Consider the following 15,952-nt stretch of genomic DNA (forward strand, 5'->3'; position numbering starts at 1 on the left):
GGGGAAAACACACGCGACCATCAGCCGGTGAAGCTGGCGGCGATGGAAGGCAGCTGGAACCCGCCGCCGCCCGGTGAAGGCGAGCCGCTGCGGCTTTTCGCCATTCCGGATATGCAGGCACAGCGTAACCATTTTGAACTGGCCATTCCGAATATTGGCTCGCTCTATCTGCGCCATAACCTCACCGGCACCATTCACAGCCTGAACCAGTATCCGCGTGATGAACTCCCTTGGGTGCCCGGCGTGTTCTTCGCGTTTCGCGCCATGGTGGGGCTTGGGCTGCTGATGCTCTTTTTCGGCGCCGCCGGGCTGGTTGTACGCCTGCGCGGCAGGCTATGGACGTCCCGCAGGCTGCAGCGCGGCATGGTATGGATGGCACCCGCGGGCTTTTTCGCCATGCTCGCCGGGTGGTTTGTGACCGAGACCGGACGCCAGCCCTGGACGGTTTACGGCGTGCTGCGCACCGCGCACAGCGTTTCTCCCGTGGCCCCCTCGCTGGTGCTGACCTCGTTTTTTGCCATCCTGATCGTGTATCTGCTTATCTTCGCCATCGGGCTGTGGTTTTTGCTGCGCCTGCTTGGCAGGCCGCCGTCACACAATGAAAGAGAGCCGAATGCGGAAGTGGCGGAGCAGACCGGACGCGGCATTACGCCGCAGAGCATAAGGGGGCGCTACGATGCTTGAGGCTATCCTTTCTATGCCCCCGTTAACGCTGCTTAGCGCCATCGCCCTCGCCTTCGGCGTGCTGGTTTACGTGGTGCTGGACGGGACCGATCTCGGCATCGGCCTCCTCGCGCCGTTTCAGCCGCCGCAGGCGCGCCAGCAGATGAACATCTCTCTTCTGCCGGTATGGGACGGGAACGAAACCTGGCTGGTGCTGACCGCAGGGGCGATGCTGGCGCTTTTTCCGGTCGCCTTCAGCATCCTTTACAGCGCCCTCTATCTGCCGGTCTATATCATGCTGCTGGCGCTGATCGTGCGCGGCATGGCGATAGAGTTTCGTCATCAGCATCCGGCGCTGTTTGACGCGCTGTTTATCGGCGGATCCTGGATGGTATCGCTAAGCCAGGGTGCGACGATGGGCGCATGGATTGAGGGAATAGCGCATAACGGCGAACAGTTTACCGGCGGCCCTCTGGGTTGGCTTTCACCGTTTTCACTCTACTGCGCGGTTTCACTTACCGTGGGGTATGCGCTGCTCGGTGCCTGCTGGCTGGTGTGGCGCTGCGAAGGGGATCTGGCCGTTTGGGGCCGACGCCAGGCGCTACGGCTTGCGCTGATTACCGCCGCGCTGCTGGCTGGGCTGGTTATCTGGACCATGCAGCTGCATGAGAATTATCGTCTGCATTTGCTGGCGTGGCGCTACAGCGGGCCGCTGGCGCTCATCGCACTGCTGGCGCTGGCGGGGCTTATCGTCACGCTGCGCCGCAAAAGCCAATTCTTGCCGCTGGCCATGGCGCTGACGCTCTTTTGCGCCGCGTTTGGCGGCATGCTGCTGGCAGTGTTTCCGTTCATTCTGCCGCCCGGCCTGCTGCTGACCCAGGCCGCCGCCCCGCCCGCTACGCAAAAGCTGATGCTTATCGCCTTCGGCACATTTGTACCGATTACGCTTCTCTATAACAGCTGGGGTTTCTGGATCTTCCGCGGCAAAATTCACGCAGCGTCTGCGTCATTATCAACAGGGAAGCAGGTCGACGATCGCCGTTAAATGCTCTCGCAGCGTGCTATGCAGCTGACGAATAGCCGGAGAGAACTGCTTGCGGTGCGGGCAGATGAGATTGAGCGGTGCGGCTTCCCCTGGGTGCTCAGGGAGCAGCATCTCTAGTCGTCCGGCCTGCACGTCGGCGCTGATGTCGATCCACGACTTATAGACGATGCCCATGCCCTCGACGGCCCAGCGTCGCGCCACGTCAGCATCGTCACAGAGCAGGCGGCTTTTGACCGTCAGCTGGCGGCGGGTGCCGTTCTCAGGGAAACTCCACTTGTCGTAGACGTGGCTATTCATGGTAAACAGCAGGCAGTGGTGCTGTGTCACCTCGTCAAGACTGGTGGGTCGACCGTGCTTTTCAAAGTAGGCCGGGGAGGCGGCCAGCACGCGGCGGTTGTTTTCCGCCAGCGGCAGCGCCACGTAGCTGCTGTTATCCAGCACGCCGTAGCGAATGGCAACGTCTATCGGATCGCGAAAGACGTCGCTGACCTGATCGGAGAGCGAGAGCCGCAGCGTGATTTTTGGGTGCTGGTCGCAGAAGCGGGTAATCAGCGGCAGCAGAACGTTGCGCCCGATATCCGACGGCATCGCGACCTTCAGCTCGCCCTGTAGCTCGTCATTGCCGCTGTGCAGACTCTCCTCACCGGCCTGCACCACGGCCAGCAGCTCCTGGGCAAACGGCAGATACTTCTCCCCCTCCGCCGTCAGCCGCAGGCTGCGGGTCGAGCGCGCGAAGAGACGCTTATCGAGATCGCGCTCCAGCCGGTGAACGGCAGCGCTCACCTGACCCGGGAGCAGATCGGCCTCCCGTGCGGCGTTAGAGAAGCTTCCCAGCGCCGCGGCGCGCACAAACAGCGTCACATCTTCAAGGCGAATCATGCTCTTATTCTCTTTCGCCACAGCATGACTATGCTGAGGCTGTCATGCCGGGCGGCACTGCGTTTGCCCGGCCTACGGTGAGCTACAGACGTAATCAAATCAGCGCTGGCGCATATCCGGGATAATGAGATCCCCGCGCAGTACGCATGCGCCCAGCACGTCCTGAGTTTTTTCGCTCAGCCAGCTGACGATGCGGGCCGCCATCGCGTCCATGGAGTATTCAATAGCCGGGATGGTTGGGATCCCCGGCAGGTGCACGGAGCCAGCGAGGCTGAAGACCATGATGTCACCCGGCACCGATTTATTAAACGCCTGTAGCTGGGTGATCACCCGCTGCGCCTCCTGCTCGTCGGCGACCAGCAGGGCATTAAAGTTCAGCGTGCTGGCGTTGTTAAGCAGCACCTGGAGCGCAACCGATGCCGAGGTGGCATCCATAAACACCAGGTTACGGTTAAAGGGCAGGAAGTTGTTTTCCAGCGCGTGCTTGTAGCCCAGCAGCACTCGCTCAGCGGAGCCGCTCACGTCCGGGTGGATCAGCGCTATCTGGCGTCGACCCTGACTAATCAAATAGTTGCAGGCCGTTTCCGCCGCGAAGGCGTGATCGAACTGAATGCTGTTCGGCGTATCGGCTTCCACACAGTCCACCAGAATCACATCATCATAGCCAAGGTTATTCAGCGGAAAACGCGCGCCGATAATCAGCACATCATCGCAGAGACCGCAGGTTAACTCGTCGAGGGCGCTAATCACCTCTGACCGGCTATTGGCAAAGCGCAAAAGCAGGTGCTTCTGATGTTGGCTGAGATGCTTCTCCAGCGCGTAGAGGTAGCCGGTGGTCTGGTTGATATTATCCTGGGCGCAGATGACGCCAATGCAGCCGGTGGTCTGGCTAAGCAGAGACTGCGCGATGACGTTGGGCCGGTAGTTTAGCTCTTCAACGGCTTTTAACACCGCCAGTCGGCTGGCCTCTTTGACGCCGCGCGACCCACTCAACACCCGTGAGACGGTTGCTTTTGACACTCCCGCCAGACGTGATACATCGTTGATTGTAGACATCTTTTTCCCCTGTCAGGCCGAATATACAGCCCGAAAAACAAGTAAAGCATGGTGCATAATATCGCCAGCAGCAGTATAGCTGCATTCTATTTCGCATGGAAACCGATTTTCCGTTTATCCCTTATTGCGGGGAGTGAGCCATAAAAACCTGTGATGTAAATCCAGGAAAATAACCATATGGCCAATGGATTTTGATGGGTATCACACTTCGATGCCTGAGTGATGGAAACCGGTTTCCATATGATATCCAATCACCATTGTAATAACTTTTAACATTTAGAGGATGGGGATGATGAACAAGATCATGCTGTGCTGCTCTGCAGGGATGTCCACTAGCCTGCTGGTGAGGAAAATGGTCGAAGCGGCAGAAGAGAGAGGTTTACCGGTAGAGATTGATGCTTACGGCGTAGCGGAGTTTGATACTCAGTTTCCACGCTATCAGGTGGTGCTGCTGGGGCCGCAGGTAAAATACATGCTTAACTCGCTGTCAGAAAAGGCTGCCGCCCACGGCATTCCCGTTCAGCCCATTAACCCAATGGACTACGGTATGCAGCGCGGCGATAAGGTGCTGGACTTTGCTCTGTCGCTCATCGAAGCGGCACACTAAAAGGGTGTTCCTATGAGTTCGTTATATCAATCCATGGTTGCCGTTATCGAGCAGTCCATTACGCCGCTGGCGGGACGTCTGGGGCAACAGAAGTATGTCATCGCCATCCGCGACGGCTTTACCGCCGCGCTGCCGTTTATGATCATCGGCTCCTTTATGCTGGTGTTTATCTTCCCGCCCTTCTCCGCCGACACCACCAACAGCTTCGCGCGCGGCTGGCTCGACTTCTCCCAGACCTATCGCGAACAGCTGATGCTGCCGTTTAACCTGAGCATGGGCGTGATGACCTTTTTTATCTCGGTCGGGATCGGTGCCAGCCTTGGTCGGCAGTTTAATCTCGATCCGGTGATGTCCGGGCTGCTGGCGTTTATGGCCTTCCTGCTGGTAGCCGCACCCTATGCCGACGGCAAAATCTCCACCCAGTACCTGTCGGGCCAGGGGATCTTTACCGCGCTGATCACCGCCATCTACTCCACTCGCGTCTATGCGTGGCTGAAGCAGAACAACATCACTATTCGTCTGCCGAAAGAGGTGCCGACTGGCGTGGCGCGCTCCTTTGAGATCCTGATCCCGGTGGTGGTGATTATCGGTACGCTGCACCCGCTGAACCTGTTCATTGAGGCGCAAACCGGCATGATCCTGCCCCAGGCGATTATGCACCTGCTGGAGCCGCTGGTTTCGGCGTCGGATTCACTGCCTGCGATCCTGCTCTCCGTGCTGCTGTGCCAGATCTTCTGGTTTGCCGGTATCCACGGGTCGCTGATCGTTACTGGCATTATGAACCCGTTCTGGATGGCGAACCTCTCTGCTAACCAGGCCGCGCTGGCGGCGGGCACGGTGCTGCCCCACATCTATCTGCAAGGCTTCTGGGATCACTATCTGCTGATTGGCGGCGTCGGCTCTACCCTGCCGCTGGCCTTCCTGCTGCTGCGTAGCCGCGCTACCCATCTGCGCACCATCGGCAAAATGGGCATCGTCCCGAGCTTCTTTAATATCAACGAGCCGATTCTGTTCGGTGCGCCGATCATCATGAACCCGATGCTGTTTATCCCCTTCGTCTTCGTGCCGATGATTAACGCCTGTCTCGCCTACGCCGCAACGAAACTGGGCTGGCTGGCACAGGTGGTTTCGCTGACGCCGTGGACAACGCCTGCCCCTATCGGCGCCTCCTGGGCCGCTAACTGGGCGCTGAGTCCGGTCATCATGTGCGGGATCTGCATGGTGCTGTCCGCCCTGATGTACCTGCCGTTCCTGCGGGCCTACGAGCGTTCGCTGATGAAAACCGAAGAGCAGAAAGCGCAGGACGTGACGCCGCTGGCTGGCACCGTGCGTCAGTAATTAACCGGAGAGAATAGAGATGAAATACGCATTTCCAGAGCATTTCTGGTGGGGCAGTGCCAGTTCCGCGCTGCAAACCGAAGGGCAGAGCCAGCAGGGCGGCAAAAGCGCCACGACGTGGGACCACTGGTATGCGAGCCAGCCGTACCGTTTTCACCAGCAGGTCGGCCCGCAGGATACCTCAACGTTTTACCAGAACTGGCGGCAGGATATCGCCCTGCTTAAGCAGCTCAACCACAACAGCTTCCGTACCTCGCTGAGCTGGTCGCGGCTGATCCCAGACGGCGTGGGTGAGGTCAATCCTGAGGCGGTGACGTTCTATAACAACGTTATTGATGAGCTGCTGGCCCAGGGGATCGTCCCGTTTATCACCCTGTTCCACTTTGATATGCCGATGGTGATGCAGGAGAAAGGCGGCTGGGAGAACCGTGAAGTCGTGGAGGCCTTTAGCCGCTACGCGCAGATCTGTTTCGACCTGTTTGGCGACCGGGTACTGCACTGGTTTACCTTTAACGAGCCGATTGTGCCGGTGGAAGGCGGCTACCTGTATGACTTCCACTACCCTAACGTGGTGGATTTTAAACGCGCGGCGACGGTGGCTTACCATACGGTGCTGGCGCACGCCTCGGCGGTTCGCGCCTATCGCGCCGGACATTACCTAGGAGAGATCGGCATTGTTCTTAACCTGACGCCGTCCTATCCACGCTCAAACAACCCGGCGGATCTCACTGCCGCGCACCATGCCGATCTTCTGTTTAACCGCAGCTTCCTCGACCCGGTGCTGGTTGGCGAGTATCCGGCAGACTTAGTCGCGCTGCTGAAAGAGTACGATCAGCTGCCAGCCTGCCTCCCGGAGGACAGCGCCCTGATTGCCGACGGCAAAATCGACCTGCTGGGGATCAACTACTACCAGCCGCGCCGCGTGAAGTGTCGCGACAGCGCGGTCAACCCGGCCTCGCCGTTTATGCCGGAGTGGCTGTTTGATTATTACGAGATGCCGGGCCGGAAAATGAACCCCTACCGCGGCTGGGAAATATACGAGCCGGGTATTTACGACATCCTCACTAATTTACGCGTTAATTACGGCAACCCGCGCTGCTTTATTTCAGAGAACGGCATGGGCGTCGAAAACGAGCAGCGTTTTATTGAGAATGGCCAAATTAACGATCAATACCGGATTGAGTTTGTTTCCGGCCACCTGAAGTGGCTGCATAAGGGTATTCAGGAGGGCTGTCACTGCCTCGGTTACCATATGTGGACGTTTATTGATAACTGGTCATGGTGTAACGGCTATAAAAACCGCTACGGTTTTGTGCAGCTCGATTTAGCTACCCAGACGCGGACAATAAAACGCAGCGGAGAGTGGTTTGCCGCTACCGCCGCTCAGAACGGATTTAACGAGGAGCAATAAGATGATTGAACTGGAAGAGGCCGTCATGGAGATTATCGTCAACGCTGGCCAGTCGCGCAGCCTCTGCTTCGAGGCGCTGCACGCCGCACGCGAGGGCAACTTTGACGAGGCAAACAGCCTGCTGCGTGAGGCAGACGGCTACGCCCGCCAGGCGCACCATATGCAGACCAAACTGATCGAGCAGGACGCTGGGGAAGCCCGCCAGCCGATGACCTTAATTATGGTTCACGCCCAGGATCATTTAATGACCTCGCTGCTGGCCCGTGAACTGTCGGAAGAGATTATTCGTCTTTATCAACGCTAATTAATTATGGAGAAATAGTCAGTCAGTTTTAAGTAATCTGTACCTCACAATTAATGGTGATAGCGCAACTATTCCGCATCAAGCGGCGGGATAGTTATTGTCTAAAAATAATATATTAGATTGAGACAAAAAATGAATATCAATAAAAAACTTCCAGTCGCGCTGGCGGTTATGGCTGCCCTTTGCTCTGGTTCAGTCAGCGCCCAGGAGTTTACTCAAGAACAGATCGACGCGATTGTGGCAAAAGCAGTTGATAAAGCCCTCGCGGAGCGGCAAAAGAAAATGGATGCGGCGATCGATAAGAAAGCCGATATAATTACGGAGCCACAAACCGCGGCCCAGTCGCCGGATATGGCGATCCCCTTTGGCGTGAAATTTACAGGCTATGCCCGCTACGGGGCGCAGTTCCAGGGCGGCGATCAGAAGTTCGTTGGCGTTGACGGATCCTATAACGGCTCCTCTGCCATCGGTCGCCTGGGCAACGAGGGCAACGGCGGTGAATTCCAGCTCTCGAAAGCCTTTAAAGGCGATAACGGCGCTATCTGGGACATCAACGTGATGTTCGATCACTGGGGCGACGAGGTGAACCTGAAAAAAGCCTACGCCGGGGTGACCAATATTCTGGCATCCAACCCGAACGCCTATCTGTGGGCAGGCCGTGACTTCCACCAGCGTCCGCAGCAGGGTATCAACGACTACTTCTGGATGAACCACGACGGCCAGGGCGCAGGGGTGAAAAACTTCGACATCGGCGGCGTGCAGTTTGACGTGGCGGCGGTGGCGGCGGTCGAGTCCTGTAGTCCGGAAGTGATGAACGATGAGGGCAACCCGTCGCGTATCACCTGTACCGGCGGCTCCGGCACCGGCGATAAAGGCAACTACGCCATTACCTCCAAAGTGCACGGTATGAAGGTCGGCCCGCTGGATCTGGAGCTGTATGCCAACTACGGCTTCGACTCGAAGGCGGTGGATACCGACGAGCGTAAGAATGCCTGGCAGGGCGGCGTGGTGCTGAGCCATACCAGTGAGAAAGGGGTAAACAAGGTGATTGCCCGTTACTCGGATAACTCAGACAACAGCGTATACAACAAAACCGACGATCTGACAGCGATCTACGCCAGCTTTGAGGGGAACTACAAGTTCACCCAGCAGGCACAGATTGAGTACCTGCTCGCCTTCCACGACTACGATAACGATGCCAACAGCGTGGATAACCGCCGCAACTACGGCGCGATCGTTCGTCCAATGTACTGGTGGAACGACGTGCACTCTACCTGGCTGGAAGCGGGCTATCAGCGGGTTGATTTCGACCAGGGCGGGGATAACCACGGCTGGAAGCTGACGCTGTCACAGAACATTTCGATTGCAATGGGGCCGGAGTTCCGTCCGATGCTGCGCTTCTACGTCACCGGCGGCCAGGTGGATAACGACCGCACCGCGCGGGTAAACGGTACGGAAGAGAGCAATCTGGATTCGTTCAACGTCGGCGCGATGTGGGAAGCGTGGTTCTGATGTAGTTCGAGCGTCATGCCCGGCGGCGCAGCGCCAGCCGGGCAGAGAGCAATTACCCTTTTACGCGTACTTTCGCAGCCACTAACAGCGCCGTCAGCAGCATCAAGCTGCCGGAGAGCACCAGCGGCGAGAGCAGGCCGAGGTTATCGAGTGCGTAGCCGCCGACCGCCGCGCCGCAGGTATTGGCAAGCTGGATCACCGCAACCTGGATCGATCCAGCCTTTTCCGCCTGATCCGCCAGCGAGCGGGTGATCCACGTCGACCAACCTACCGGCACCAGCGCAAAGGCTAATCCCCATACCACTGCCACCACAGAGGCGACGATTTTATCGCTGCCCCAGAGGATCAGGGTCAGGGCGCTAAGGGCCAGCACCAGGGGGGCAACGGCCAGCGCCGTTTTCAGCGATTTCTTGAGGAACGCGGACGACATGGAGGTGCCGATAAAGCTGGCAATACCAAAGCTGAGCAGCACCAGCGTCAGGCCATCGACGTCAAAGCCTGCCATGCTGGTATAAACCGGGCGGATATAGGTAAAGAAGGCAAACTGACCGGCAAAGGCCATAAAGATGGCGATCATTCCCGCCAGTACGCCTGGGCGCTTCAGGATGCCAAACATATTCTGCTTATGCTGCATCGGTTCGCCCGGCAGGGACGGCAGCGCTTTCCAGACCCACAGCGTACAGACGATCCCCATCACCGCCGCCGCGTTAAAGACGTTACGCCAGCCAATGATGCCGCCGAGGAAGCTGCCCAGCGGAGCGGCGATCACCAGCGCAATCGACACCGCGCCAAAAATCACCGACAGCGCCTTGGGAACCACGCGCGTCGGCACCAGACGCATAGTCAGCGAGGCGGACATTGCCCAGAAGCCGCCGAGCGCGAGGCCTAAGCAGGCGCGCCCGACCAGCAGCAGGGCAAAGCTGTTGGCAAACGACACCAGCAGACAGGAGAGGGTTAACAGCACCGAGAAGATCAGCACCACGTAGCGGCGGTCGGTGGTGCGAATGGTTTGGGTGATAAACAGGCTGGCAAACATGGCCACAAAGGCGGTCATGGTGACCGACTGCCCGGCGGTGCCTTCAGAGATGCCTAAGTCCAGCGCCATCGGCGTCAGCAGGCTGACCGGCAGAAACTCCACGGTGATAAGGCAGGCCACGCAAAAGGCGACGGCGAAGACGGCTGACCAGTTGGGCCGAGCCAGTTCCGGGTGGGGTTTTCCCTGTAAATGCTCACTCATTTTGCCTCCAGGCAACGTCACATTGCGGTAAAGTCGCGCAGTGTAACATTCTGAGTGTGACGTATTTAACGTTTTAGCAACTATTCAGCCAATGAGCGCGGAATATATCGTAGGCCGGATAAGCGTAGCGCCATCCGGCGTTACGGGACTTAGTGCAACCAGTGCACGCCCTCTTCAGGCATAAAGAAGGCGTTGTAGCGCACCTGGAAGTTATTGATTTCGGCCATATCCGGCTCCAGCTCGCGCAGGAAACCCAGCGCCAGACGCACCTGGGCATCGGTCAGCGGCGCGGCAAGGCGGGCCTTTTGCAGCGTACGGTGCCAGTAGTGGAGGTTCTGCTCGCTGCTATCGACAATGCACGCCTGCCAGATCAGCAGCGTCTGGGCGGCATTCTGGAGATGCGCCTCGTCCGGACGGGAGAGGTACTGAATGTACTCCGCACCCGCCGCTTTTCCCAGCTGGTCAATCATCGATTCAACCGGCATCGGCGTGGTGCCCAGCCGCTCGCTCAGACGGCGTACCGCCCGCCGGGAGTCAGAGGTCAACACCCGAAAACCCACTACAAAAACAATAACCAGCGTCGCCAGCGTTAACCAAATCATGAAAGCTCCTGCCCAATCCCAGAATGCTTATCATACGGGTAAACGCGGCGACGCATACAGTCTCTTTAGCAAATGCTCCATAACCCCTTGCCCAATCGTGCAGGAATATAAGGGGAGTTAATCAGGGGTTTTCTGCGATGCAATGTAAGCTTTCAATATTTCGGTTGTTGCAGTGCCAGCACTACATGCGAAATAAGAGCGTGACCAGAGCACCCCGCTATTACTCGCTTTACGTAAATTCGTATTCAGGATGCGCGCACGGCGGCTACTGATCGACTTCAAATTATTAACCAGCACACTAATAGACAGTTTTGGCGGGTAAGCAATTAATAAGTGGACGTGATCCGCTTCCCCATCCATTTCCAGAATCTCAATCTCCAGTTTTTCCGCAGCGCTTTGAAAGGCTTCGCGTATCTGCTGAATCATCATGTCGTCAAAAATCTTGCGGCGGTACTTCGTGGTAAAAATCAGGTGAACAACCAGTTTACTGACGCTATGGCGGCGTAAGAGATAACCCTCAAATGCCTTATCGTGTACACTCACTTGAAAAACCCCAGTTATACCCTTAAAGTAAGCGCATTCTATGCGTGAGCACTGAAAATGAAAAGAGCTACTAAAGTACGCATTTACCCAACTGACGAGCAAGCCGCATTCTTAAATGCGCAGTTTGGCGCGGTGCGTTTTGCGTACAATAAAGCCCTCTATATCAGCCGCCACATGTACAAGCGCCACGGCGTTTCACTCAGACCAATACGCGACATAAAGCCGTTGCTGGCAGTAGCGAAAAAATCCCGCCGTTATAGCTGGCTCAAAGAATTTGATTCGCTGGCGCTACAGCAAGCCGTCATTAATCTGGACAAGGCATTTGCTAACTTCTTTAACAAGAAGCTCAAAGCCAGGTTCCCTGTTTTCAAAAGCAAGCATGGCAAGCAATCCAGCTACCATCCCAACGGGAAGATATTAACTGACGCTATCCAGTTGCCAAAAATCCCGCCTGTCCGGGCGAACATTCATCGGGAAATTGTCGGCAAGGTTTCCAGCATAACAATCAGCCGCAACGCTACGGGCAAATACTACGCCTCAATACTCGCAGACGACGGGCAGGAAGCGGCAGCAAAGCCGGCCTGCATTACCGCTGTGACGGGTTATGACTTGGGGCTTTCCCATTACCTGATCGGCAATGACGGCGGTAAGGTGGCTAATACTCGTCACCTGGTCAGCGCATACCGCCGTTTACGCCGTGACAGCAAGGCGCTATCCCGTAAGAAGCTGGGAAGCGCAAATCGCCGTAAGGCTCGCTTACGCCTTGCCGCACAACACGAACGGGTAGCTAATGCCCGCGCTGACTTCCAGCACAAACTTTCCAGACGAATTATCGACGAAAACCAAGCGGTGATTGTGGAAACGCTAAAACTGGCAAATATGATGAAAAATCGTCGTCTTGCCCGTTATATCGGCGATGCGGCATGGTCCGGATTTGTGGCAAAACTTGCATACAAAGCGGAGTCGGCAGGGGTTCACCTGGTCAAGCTGGATCAGTGGTTCGCCAGCTCGAAAACCTGCCATTGTTGCGGTTACAGGATGCCGGAAATGCCGCTGAAGGTGCGCGAATGGAGATGCCCCGGCTGTAGTGCCAATCATGATCGCGATATCAACGCGGCGATCAACATACAGCACCAGGGCGTAATAGAGTTAATGGCGGCGGGTCACGTCGTAAAAGCCCATCGAGGCTTGCGTAAGTCTGGCTCTGTGCCAGTTGCAGCCTAAGAAGTGGGAAGCCCCGCCGTTTAAGGCGGGGAGCAGTCATGAACATAAGAAGATGATTATGTTGGCAAAGCGGAGAGAGATGAGCCGCTACCACTCGCGCAGTTTGACGTGCTGATCAGCGACCGCCCGCTACCGGCAGAGTATGCCCTCCACTGCCGGAACGGCTCGGTCAAGGCGATCACCCCTGACGCGGAAAGTGAGTAACCTACTCGAAAAACACGGCAATTTTGTTGAACATGGTGGGATCGGACTGGTTACGCACCACTTTAACCACATCTTCTAGCTTGTCGATCTGACTCATCATCTGCTCCAGACGCTGATCGTCCGCCACCAGCAGCCAGATACGGCTCTGCTCGCCGCCCGGTAGCGGCAGGCAGAGAATGCCCTCTACGTTAAAGGCGCGTCGGGCAAAAAGGCCGCAGACGTGGGTCATCACCCCTGGGTGGTTGCGCACGGTGAGTTCCAGAATAACGTTGTCGTGTGTTGATTGTGGCATGGCTTATTCCCCCACCATTTCAGTATTGGCCGCGCCTGGCGGAACCATTGGATAGACTTTTTGCTCGGCGTCGGTACGAACGTGGATCAGCGCCGGACCCGGACGGGAGATGATCTCCTGCAGGGCCGCGTGCGGATCGGCCGCCGCGTTTAAATCACAGGTGTGCAGGCCAAACCCGGCGGCGATCTGCATAAAGTTGATCATCCCCGGATAGGTGGCGGCAAACACGCCCTGCTTGTAGAACAGACTCTGCTGCTGGTGTACCAGCCCCAGCGCTTCGTTGTTCATCAGAATGATTTTGATATCGAGCTGGTTTTCAGCGGCGGTTGCCATCTCCTGAATGTTCATCATCAGGCTGCCGTCGCCGGAGAAGCACAGCACCTTGCGATCGGGATTGGCCAGCGCTGCGCCAATGGCCGCTGGCAGGCCGAAGCCCATGGTGCCTAATCCGCCGGAGGTGAGCCACTGGCGCGGGCGGTTGAGCGGGTAGGCCTGAGCGGTCCACATCTGGTGTTGCCCGACGTCGGTGGTGATAATCGCGCTGTCGTCAACGCAGGCGGCAACGGCGTTAATTAACCCGTAGTGGCTCAGCGGATCGTCCGCGCCCGGCATGTTAGCTGGAAACTCCTGCTGCAGCTGCGCCACGGTATCGCGCCAGGCGTCACGAGTGTCCTCTGCAATCAGCGGGATCAGCTGAGCCAGCACCTCGCTAACGTCACCCTGAATAGCACAGTGCGGCTGCTTGATCTTACCCAGCTCGGCGCGGTCGATATCCACATGGATAATTTTGGCGTTCGGGCAGAAGGTTTCGGTCTTGCCAATCGCCCGGTCATCAAAACGTGCTCCCAGCACCACCAGCAGATCGGCTTCGTGCAGGATAAAGTTGGTGCTGCGCGCACCGTGCATGCCTAACATGCCCAGCGACAGCGGATGCTGTTTCGGCAGCATGCCAAGGGCCATCAGCGTCATGGTGGTGGGCAGGCTGGCCTTCTCCGCCAGGATCCGCACCTGCTCGGGCGCGTTAATCACCCCGCCGCCCAGGTAGAGCACCGGGCGCTGGGCCTGATTAATCATTGCCGCCGCCTCTTGCACGCTCTCGATGCTAAATGCGGGGGCTGGCGCAGCATCACCCGGCTCCGGCAGGGTGTCTAATTCGATCTCTGCGGTCTGAATATCCTTAGGAATATCTATCCACACCGGGCCGGGACGGCCTGACTGGGCAATGCGAAACGCGTCGCTGATCACCTGCGGCAACTCGCGGATGTCGCGCACCAGATAGTTGTGCTTGGTGATGGGGATAGAGATGCCGTAGGTATCTACTTCCTGGAAGGCGTCGGTACCGATCATCGACGAGGGGACCTGACCCGTGATGCAGACCAGCGGAATGGAGTCGAGGCGCGCGTCGGCGATGGCGGTCACCAGGTTGGTGGCTCCCGGCCCGCTACAGGCCATACAGACGGCGGGTTTCCCTTGGGTGCGCGCCATGCCCTGGGCGATAAAGCCCGCGCCCTGCTCGTGGCGAGCCAGTACATGGCGGATCTGCGTGCTTTGACTCAGGGCGTCGTACAGCGGCAGCACCGTGCCGCCTGGGATCCCGGTGACGATAGTGATGCCCTGGCGCTCCAGTAAATGAACGATTAACTGTGCGCCGGTAAAGCGCCTTGCCTGCGAGGTGGTGCCCAAACTTGCCATGCTCCAGTCCTTTAATTCTGGGCCGACTTTCCGGGCGGTCTAAACGAAAAACCCCGCCCGGTTTGCGCCGGCGGGGTTTTGGAATCGTGTGTTCCGGACCCTACGGCGCTATGCCGACGACCACCACCACACGCACGACGACGACCGCGGCAGATGGCGCGGTGCGTAGTAGAGTCGATGTCAGCATGGTTGGGTTCATTAGGGGCCTGTTGTGTATGTTGTGTTGTTTATTTATTAGCTGAATTTATACAAACACAGCTGGTGCAGCATGACAATCGTTTTATCGCAGCGGCGGTGAAAATGTGTGACCGATCACGCTTCAACGCCAAACAAAAACGCGGCTAAAACAGGGTTAAGTGTTACAGTTGTATGACAATTCATCATCCGATTCGCTATGACGCTCTCTGTTTTCTGCATTCTCTTATTCGCTGCCCTGCTGCATGCCAGCTGGAACGCCATCGTAAAAGCCGGAACGGATAAACTCTACGCCGCCATTAGCGTTAGCGGCTCTGCGACGCTTATCGCCCTGATCCTGCTGCCCTTCTCACCGCAGCCCTCCGCCGCCAGCTGGCCTTTTTTAGTGATCTCTTGCGCGTTACAGGTGGTGTACACGGTGCTGGTGGCAAAGACCTATCAGGTTTCCGATATGAGCCAAACCTATCCCCTGATGCGCGGCACGGCCCCGCTGCTGGTCGCGCTGATTAGCGTCCTGGCATTAGGGGATACGCTTTCGTGGCTCGCCTGGGCTGGGATCGGCGTCATCTGCCTGTCGATACTGGCCATGGCGCTGAATGGCCGCATGCAGTCACGCAAAGGTATCTGGCTGGCGCTGCTGAATGCCTGCTTTATCGCGGGGTATACGCTGGTGGACGGCACCGGCGTGCGTCTGTCTGACACCGCGCTGGGCTATACGCTGTGGACCTTCTTTATGAACGGTTTCTGTCTGCTCTGCTGGGCGATGGTGGCGCGCCGCCGCGAAGCGTCCAGCTATCTGCGCCTGCACTGGAAAAAAGGGCTGTTTGGCGGGGCGGGCACCATGGGATCTTACGGCCTGGCGCTGTGGGCCATGACCCAAGCTCCGCTGGCCGTGGTCGCGGCCCTGCGTGAAACGTCGATACTCTTTGGCGCGCTTATCGCTTTTCTACTGTTAAAAGAGCGGGTTGCCGGGGTACGCATCGCTGCTGCGCTGGGCATTGCCGGTGGGGCTATTCTGCTGCGTCTGGCGTAAAACCCAGGCAATATTTGTTGCCAACATTGTTCATAAATCCTGCCTTTTCACTCTTGCCCATTCATCACCCTGATACTTAACTTATCGCCGTACTGTGGTAGATTTCTCGCGCATT

Annotated in this window: 16 protein-coding genes and 2 pseudogenes; 10 read left to right on the forward strand and 8 right to left on the reverse strand. The window is 57.5% G+C overall.

Features of this window, described 5'->3' with window-relative positions; genetic code table 11:
- Together EV102420_RS15540 and EV102420_RS15545 are read left to right on the forward strand one after the other, a co-directional pair.
- Window positions 1-684, forward strand: a 684-nt coding sequence (locus tag EV102420_RS15540; RefSeq protein WP_042393420.1) for a cytochrome ubiquinol oxidase subunit I, incomplete at its 5' end; no start/stop codon positions are given.
- Window positions 677-1,708 (forward strand): cytochrome d ubiquinol oxidase subunit II, encoded by a 1,032-nt coding sequence (locus tag EV102420_RS15545; RefSeq protein ID WP_042393422.1) that lies wholly within the window; start codon window positions 677-679, stop codon window positions 1,706-1,708. The genes EV102420_RS15540 and EV102420_RS15545, both read left to right, overlap by 8 nt.
- On the opposite strand, the gene EV102420_RS15550 is transcribed toward EV102420_RS15545, so the two are convergent.
- Window positions 1,676-2,587, reverse strand: a complete 912-nt coding sequence (locus EV102420_RS15550) for a LysR family transcriptional regulator (RefSeq protein WP_042393425.1) — start codon at window positions 2,585-2,587, stop codon at window positions 1,676-1,678. The genes EV102420_RS15545 and EV102420_RS15550 overlap by 33 nt on opposite strands.
- A gap of 99 nt (window positions 2,588-2,686) precedes the next feature.
- Window positions 2,687-3,643, reverse strand: coding sequence for a LacI family DNA-binding transcriptional regulator (locus tag EV102420_RS15555; RefSeq protein WP_042393426.1), 957 nt, complete (start codon window positions 3,641-3,643; stop codon window positions 2,687-2,689).
- Between the two features lie 292 nt (window positions 3,644-3,935).
- Between EV102420_RS15555 and EV102420_RS15560 the strand changes: the two genes are divergently transcribed.
- The 5 genes from EV102420_RS15560 (at window position 3,936) to EV102420_RS15580 (ending at window position 8,815) form a co-directional block, all read left to right on the forward strand.
- Window positions 3,936-4,250, forward strand: a complete 315-nt coding sequence (locus EV102420_RS15560) for a PTS sugar transporter subunit IIB (protein WP_042393560.1) — start codon at window positions 3,936-3,938, stop codon at window positions 4,248-4,250.
- A gap of 12 nt (window positions 4,251-4,262) precedes the next feature.
- Window positions 4,263-5,588, forward strand: a complete 1,326-nt coding sequence (locus EV102420_RS15565) for a PTS sugar transporter subunit IIC (protein ID WP_042393428.1) — start codon at window positions 4,263-4,265, stop codon at window positions 5,586-5,588.
- A gap of 19 nt (window positions 5,589-5,607) precedes the next feature.
- Entirely contained in the window at window positions 5,608-6,999 is a 1,392-nt protein-coding gene (gene gmuD / locus EV102420_RS15570; protein WP_042393430.1) for a 6-phospho-beta-glucosidase GmuD, read from the forward strand.
- A 1-nt stretch (window position 7,000) separates the two neighbouring features.
- Window positions 7,001-7,303, forward strand: a complete 303-nt coding sequence (locus EV102420_RS15575; RefSeq protein ID WP_042393431.1) for a PTS lactose/cellobiose transporter subunit IIA — start codon at window positions 7,001-7,003, stop codon at window positions 7,301-7,303.
- 132 nt (window positions 7,304-7,435) lie between these two features.
- Complete coding sequence (locus EV102420_RS15580) at window positions 7,436-8,815, forward strand: carbohydrate porin (RefSeq protein ID WP_042393433.1); 1,380 nt, start codon at window positions 7,436-7,438, stop codon at window positions 8,813-8,815.
- A 52-nt stretch (window positions 8,816-8,867) separates the two neighbouring features.
- Here the strand turns inward: EV102420_RS15580 and nepI are convergent, their stop codons facing one another.
- From nepI to tnpA, 3 genes and pseudogenes are all read right to left on the reverse strand, one after another.
- On the reverse strand, window positions 8,868-10,052 hold the full coding sequence (nepI, locus tag EV102420_RS15585) for a purine ribonucleoside efflux pump NepI (RefSeq protein ID WP_042393435.1): 1,185 nt from the start codon (window positions 10,050-10,052) through the stop codon (window positions 8,868-8,870).
- Between the two features lie 149 nt (window positions 10,053-10,201).
- Window positions 10,202-10,663 (reverse strand): annotated as a pseudogene (locus tag EV102420_RS15590) (DUF1198 domain-containing protein); the annotation flags it as partial.
- 108 nt (window positions 10,664-10,771) lie between these two features.
- Window positions 10,772-11,197 carry an IS200/IS605 family transposase gene (gene tnpA / locus EV102420_RS15595; protein ID WP_042393440.1) on the reverse strand — a complete coding sequence of 142 codons (426 nt, stop codon included), beginning with the start codon at window positions 11,195-11,197 and terminating at the stop codon, window positions 10,772-10,774.
- 57 nt (window positions 11,198-11,254) lie between these two features.
- Here tnpA and EV102420_RS15600 point away from each other — a divergent pair, with 57 nt between their 5' ends.
- Window positions 11,255-12,421, forward strand: coding sequence for an RNA-guided endonuclease TnpB family protein (locus EV102420_RS15600; protein WP_042393442.1), 1,167 nt, complete (start codon window positions 11,255-11,257; stop codon window positions 12,419-12,421).
- Window positions 12,422-12,511: 90 nt separating this feature from the next.
- Window positions 12,512-12,625: pseudogene (locus EV102420_RS21540) on the forward strand (DeoR family transcriptional regulator); the annotation flags it as partial.
- 1 nt (window position 12,626) lies between these two features.
- Here the strand turns inward: EV102420_RS21540 and ilvN are convergent.
- The 3 genes from ilvN to ivbL all read right to left on the reverse strand — a co-directional run bounded on the left by ilvN (window position 12,627) and on the right by ivbL (window position 14,808).
- Window positions 12,627-12,917, reverse strand: coding sequence for an acetolactate synthase small subunit (gene ilvN, locus EV102420_RS15605; RefSeq protein WP_042393444.1), 291 nt, complete (start codon window positions 12,915-12,917; stop codon window positions 12,627-12,629).
- A 3-nt stretch (window positions 12,918-12,920) separates the two neighbouring features.
- On the reverse strand, window positions 12,921-14,609 hold the full coding sequence (gene ilvB / locus EV102420_RS15610) for an acetolactate synthase large subunit (protein WP_042393446.1): 1,689 nt from the start codon (window positions 14,607-14,609) through the stop codon (window positions 12,921-12,923).
- A 100-nt stretch (window positions 14,610-14,709) separates the two neighbouring features.
- A complete protein-coding gene (gene ivbL / locus EV102420_RS21545; protein WP_072015280.1) occupies window positions 14,710-14,808 on the reverse strand; it encodes an ilvB operon leader peptide IvbL in 99 nt (32 codons plus the stop codon).
- Between the two features lie 195 nt (window positions 14,809-15,003).
- Here ivbL and EV102420_RS15615 point away from each other — a divergent pair, with 195 nt between their 5' ends.
- On the forward strand, window positions 15,004-15,837 hold the full coding sequence (locus EV102420_RS15615; RefSeq protein WP_042393448.1) for an EamA family transporter: 834 nt from the start codon (window positions 15,004-15,006) through the stop codon (window positions 15,835-15,837).
- Window positions 15,838-15,952: the final 115 nt, after the last annotated feature.

This window comes from Pseudescherichia vulneris NBRC 102420, from assembly GCF_000759795.1.
In the GTDB taxonomy this organism is placed as follows: domain Bacteria; phylum Pseudomonadota; class Gammaproteobacteria; order Enterobacterales; family Enterobacteriaceae; genus Pseudescherichia; species Pseudescherichia vulneris.

Coding starts and splice junctions, on each gene's coding strand:
- EV102420_RS15545 (WP_042393422.1), top strand. CDS start 677: ATGCTTGAGGCTATCCTTTCTATGCCCCCGTTAACGCTGCTTAGCGCC.
- EV102420_RS15550 (WP_042393425.1), bottom strand. CDS start 2,587: ATGATTCGCCTTGAAGATGTGACGCTGTTTGTGCGCGCCGCGGCGCTG.
- EV102420_RS15555 (WP_042393426.1), bottom strand. CDS start 3,643: ATGTCTACAATCAACGATGTATCACGTCTGGCGGGAGTGTCAAAAGCA.
- EV102420_RS15560 (WP_042393560.1), top strand. CDS start 3,936: ATGAACAAGATCATGCTGTGCTGCTCTGCAGGGATGTCCACTAGCCTG.
- EV102420_RS15565 (WP_042393428.1), top strand. CDS start 4,263: ATGAGTTCGTTATATCAATCCATGGTTGCCGTTATCGAGCAGTCCATT.
- gmuD (WP_042393430.1), top strand. CDS start 5,608: ATGAAATACGCATTTCCAGAGCATTTCTGGTGGGGCAGTGCCAGTTCC.
- EV102420_RS15575 (WP_042393431.1), top strand. CDS start 7,001: ATGATTGAACTGGAAGAGGCCGTCATGGAGATTATCGTCAACGCTGGC.
- EV102420_RS15580 (WP_042393433.1), top strand. CDS start 7,436: ATGAATATCAATAAAAAACTTCCAGTCGCGCTGGCGGTTATGGCTGCC.
- nepI (WP_042393435.1), bottom strand. CDS start 10,052: ATGAGTGAGCATTTACAGGGAAAACCCCACCCGGAACTGGCTCGGCCC.
- EV102420_RS15600 (WP_042393442.1), top strand. CDS start 11,255: ATGAAAAGAGCTACTAAAGTACGCATTTACCCAACTGACGAGCAAGCC.
- ilvN (WP_042393444.1), bottom strand. CDS start 12,917: ATGCCACAATCAACACACGACAACGTTATTCTGGAACTCACCGTGCGC.
- ilvB (WP_042393446.1), bottom strand. CDS start 14,609: ATGGCAAGTTTGGGCACCACCTCGCAGGCAAGGCGCTTTACCGGCGCA.
- ivbL (WP_072015280.1), bottom strand. CDS start 14,808: ATGAACCCAACCATGCTGACATCGACTCTACTACGCACCGCGCCATCT.
- EV102420_RS15615 (WP_042393448.1), top strand. CDS start 15,004: ATGACGCTCTCTGTTTTCTGCATTCTCTTATTCGCTGCCCTGCTGCAT.